Annotated in this window: 4 protein-coding genes; 3 read left to right on the top strand and 1 reads right to left on the bottom strand. The window is 69.4% G+C overall.

The annotated features are described in order from the left end of the window. The 3 genes from VNT50_RS10455 to VNT50_RS10445 form a co-directional block, all read left to right on the top strand. The coding region (locus VNT50_RS10455) for a PTS sugar transporter subunit IIBC family protein (protein WP_491715939.1) at positions 1-937 on the top strand (937 nt) is incomplete at its 5' end. A 122-nt stretch (positions 938-1,059) separates the two neighbouring features. Beyond that, positions 1,060-1,500, top strand: a complete 441-nt coding sequence (locus VNT50_RS10450; RefSeq protein ID WP_325485052.1) for a PTS mannitol transporter subunit IIA — start codon at positions 1,060-1,062, stop codon at positions 1,498-1,500. After that, positions 1,497-2,648, top strand: coding sequence for a mannitol-1-phosphate 5-dehydrogenase (locus VNT50_RS10445; RefSeq protein WP_325485051.1), 1,152 nt, complete (start codon positions 1,497-1,499; stop codon positions 2,646-2,648). Before VNT50_RS10450 ends, VNT50_RS10445 begins: the two co-directional genes overlap by 4 nt. Positions 2,649-2,747: 99 nt before the next feature. On the opposite strand, the gene VNT50_RS10440 is transcribed toward VNT50_RS10445, so the two are convergent. Next, the gene (locus VNT50_RS10440) at positions 2,748-3,656 is read right to left on the bottom strand and encodes a putative endonuclease domain-containing protein (protein ID WP_325485050.1); all 909 of its coding nucleotides are present in this window, start codon (positions 3,654-3,656) and stop codon (positions 2,748-2,750) included. Positions 3,657-3,761 lie beyond the last annotated feature (105 nt).

Raw genomic sequence — 3,761 nt, 5'->3', positions numbered from 1 at the left:
CATCGAGCCGGCGAAGGTGTTCTTCCTCAACAACGCCATCAACCACGGCGTGCTCACGCCGCTGGGCGTCCAGCAGGTGGGCGAAGACGGATCCTCGATCCTGTTCCTGCTCGAGGCCAATCCCGGCCCCGGCGTGGGACTGCTGCTGGCGTTCACGTTCTTCGGCCTGGGCGCGGCGCGCGCGTCCGCTCCCGGTGCTGCCGTGATCCAGTTCTTCGGCGGCATCCACGAGGTGTACTTCCCCTACGCGCTCATGAAGCCGATCCTGATCCTGGCGCTGATCGGCGGCGGGATGACGGGCGTCACGACGAACATGCTCCTCGGCGGCGCCCTTCGCGGACCCGCGGCCCCGGGCAGCATCATCGCGGTCATGCTGCAGACCGCGCCGGGTGCGTACTTCGCGGTGATCCTGTCGGTCGTGTTGTCGGCCGCCGTCACCTTCGTTATCGCCGGCGCCATCCTGCGGGCCTCCCGCAAGCGCGACCTCGAGGCGATGGCGGCGACAGACGACGCTTTCGGGGCGGCGATCACGCAGACCGAGGCCGCGAAGGGCAAGTCGTCCGACGCGCTGTCCGGCCTGCGCGGCGGCGCGGCAACCCAGACCGATGGGGGAATCGAGCCGGCCGTCATGACGGAGCGCGAGATCAAGAACATCGTCTTCGCGTGCGACGCGGGCATGGGCTCGTCGGCGATGGGCGCGAGCGTGCTGCGCAACAAGATCAAGAAGGCGGGGATCGAAGGCGTCACGGTCGTCAACAAGGCGATCGCGAACCTGGATGCCTCGGCCGACCTGGTGATCACCCAGAACCAGCTCACCGATCGAGCTCGCCAGCAGACGCCGAGCTCGGTGCACGTGTCGGTCGACAACTTCATGAACTCGCCGCGATACGACGAGGTCGTAGACCTCGTGCGCGACCAGCACAAGGATGGTGCGTAGGCACCCCTGAACGCTGCGAGGCCGGGCGGCGCGATGCCCCCGGCCCCGCGGCCCCGGTCGAGACGCGCGAGCGCCTCCGAGCGGCCCGTGAAGACAGCATCCATCGAGAGAAAGGCAACAACATGGCACGCGACGTCCTCGAAGTCGGGCAGGTCCGCATCCACTCCGGAAGCGCCACGCGCGAGGAGGCGATGAGGGAAGCCGCCGACATCCTCGAGGCAGCCGGTGCCGTCACCAGCGGGTACTTCGACGCGATGCAGCAGCGCGAGGAGACCGTCTCGACCTACATGGGCAACGAGCTCGCGATCCCCCACGGCACGAACGAGACGAAGAACACCATCCTCGCGTCGGCCCTGTCGGTCGTCCGCTACGACGGCGGCGTCGACTGGGGCGGCGAGCCCGTCACCTTCGTCGTCGGCATCGCCGGGCGCGGCGACGAGCACCTCGAGATCCTCTCGCAGATCGCGATCCTCTTCTCCGACGAGGACGACGTCGAACGACTGAAGCAGGCCGGCACCCCCGAGGAGCTCTACGCCGTGCTGAGCGCGGTCAACGAGTCATGAAGGCCGTCCACTTCGGGGCAGGGAACATCGGACGGGGGTTCGTGGGACTGCTGCTGCACGAAGCGGGTTACGAACTCGTCTTCTCGGATGTCGCGGCCCCCCTGGTCGACGCGATCAACGCGCACCGCTCGTACACCGTGCACGAGGTCGGTGAGGGCGGCGTCGACCGGGTGGTGACCGGGTTCCGGGCCATCAACAGCGCAACCCACGCCGAAGAGGTGATGGAGGAGATCTCGACCGCGAACGTCGTGACCACCGCCGTCGGTCCGACCATCCTCAGGTTCGTCGCACCCCTCGTTCTCGGCGGACTTGCGCTCCGCGATCCCGCCGCGCCGCCGCTGCAGGTCATGGCGTGCGAGAACGCGATCAACGCCACCGACCTGCTCGCCGACGAGCTCCGGGCCGAGGCGGGCGACGCGTGGGACGGCCTGGCCTCCCGCGCCGTGTTCGCCAACACGGCGGTCGATCGCATCGTCCCCGCGCAGGAGCCCGGCGAAGGCGTGGATGTCACCGTCGAGCCGTTCTACGAGTGGGCGATCGAGCGACCGCCGTTCGGCGACGAGCCGCCGCGCATCCCCGGGGCGCACTTCGTCGACGACCTCGCGCCCTACATCGAGCGCAAGCTCTTCACGGTCAACACGGGACACGCCGCGGCGGCGTACTTCGGCGCCCAGGCGGGCGCGGAGAGGATCTCCGACGCCCTCGCCGACGACACCATCGCCGCGAAGGTCGGCGCGGCGCTCGAGGAGACATCCGCCCTGCTCACCGTCAAGCACGGCCTCGACCCCGCCGATCTCGCCGCCTACCGCGCCACGATCCTGAACCGGTTCCGCAACCCCGCCCTGCCCGACACCGTCTGGCGGGTCGGACGCCAGCCCCTGCGCAAGCTCTCGCGCAACGAGCGCTTCGTGGGTCCGGCGGCGGAGGCCCTCGAACGAGGACTCCGCGTCTCCGCCCTCTTGGCCGCCATGGGTGCGGCGCTGGCCTTCGACGACCCCGAAGACCCGCAATCGGTCGACCTGCAGCGGATGCTGAGGGAACAGGATGCCGCGAGCGTCGCGGCGGAGATCACGGGCCTCGAGCCAGGGCATCCGCTCCTCGCCCGCGTCGAGGCCGTCGTGGCGGAGCGCCAGGCCGAGCTCGCGTAGCCGGGCTGGGTGGAGACAGCGCCCGCGCTTGCTCACAACCATGTCCCACTTGGGACGGGAAACGGGCGTTCGGACGCGGCCGAACTGGGACATGCGCCATCACGGGCGCCACCCCCGGCGCTCAAGGGCCTCCCGCACGAGGCGGACTGCGGCACGGCCGTCGCCCCGAAGATGGTGTCGGAGCACTCGAACGAGTTCCCAACCCTGGCGCCTGACATCCGCCTCACGATCGACATCCCTGGCGAATTGACGCTCATCCAACTCGTGATGACGTCCGTCGTACTCGGCGCCGACGCGCCACTTCCTGAACGCCAAGTCGAGGCGAGCGACGTGGCGGCCGTTCTCATCGCGGAGTACCCAGTTCACCTCGGGCTCTGGCAGTCCCGCACGGCCGAGGATGAGCCGCAGTCTCGATTCCTCCGGCGACTCGGATCCCGCACGCACATCGTCCAGCGCACGCAGGAGCCGACGAGCCCCGCGTCCCTTCATCACGATGAGCTCCGTACGAAGGTCATCGAGCGATGCCAATGTCGTGCGTCCGACGATGTGGTCCGCGGCCGCGATCAAGTCGTCCATCGGCCAGGTCATCCCCGCTTGTCGCCACGCTCGCACCACGTGTTCGACGCGAAGGCCGGAGACTTCGACCCATGCGTCGTCGCGGGTCTGCAGCCGATGCCCCACCACGCCAATCAGCCGCGGCTCTCGCTGCGGGCGGTGCGACGCGACATGGATCCGAACGACGTATGGATGGCGCGGCACCGGCACGCCCTGCAACGCGAGGGCGGTCTCATGACTGAAGAACTGCCACGGCTTCATGCGGACCGCGTACTGGCGGCAGCGCTGCTCGAGGGTCAGCGGCTCCGGGACCCGACGATCGCGGACCCCGCGGAAGGGAATGACCAGGTCAGGTCCGTCGAGTCGCCCGGGCGTGAGTCCGAGCGCGGTGGCCTCCCCGACGGAGAATGGCCGCGATACGAGGTCGGGAGGGAGCGGGACTCGGCGCGGCATCCTCGATGGTCACGCGCCGCCGGCCCAGCCGCCCTCCCCCATCGCCCGACTGTGCAGAACTTCTCGGTGGCTGTCGCCTGTGGAGGAACGCCGTTCCTCGGCCCA

Origin of the sequence: Microbacterium sp., assembly GCF_035554235.1 — a bacterium.
Lineage (GTDB): Bacteria > Actinomycetota > Actinomycetes > Actinomycetales > Microbacteriaceae > Microbacterium.
The sequence above is the reverse complement of the archived record's forward strand: the minus strand, read 5'-3'. Positions and strand labels throughout refer to the sequence as shown.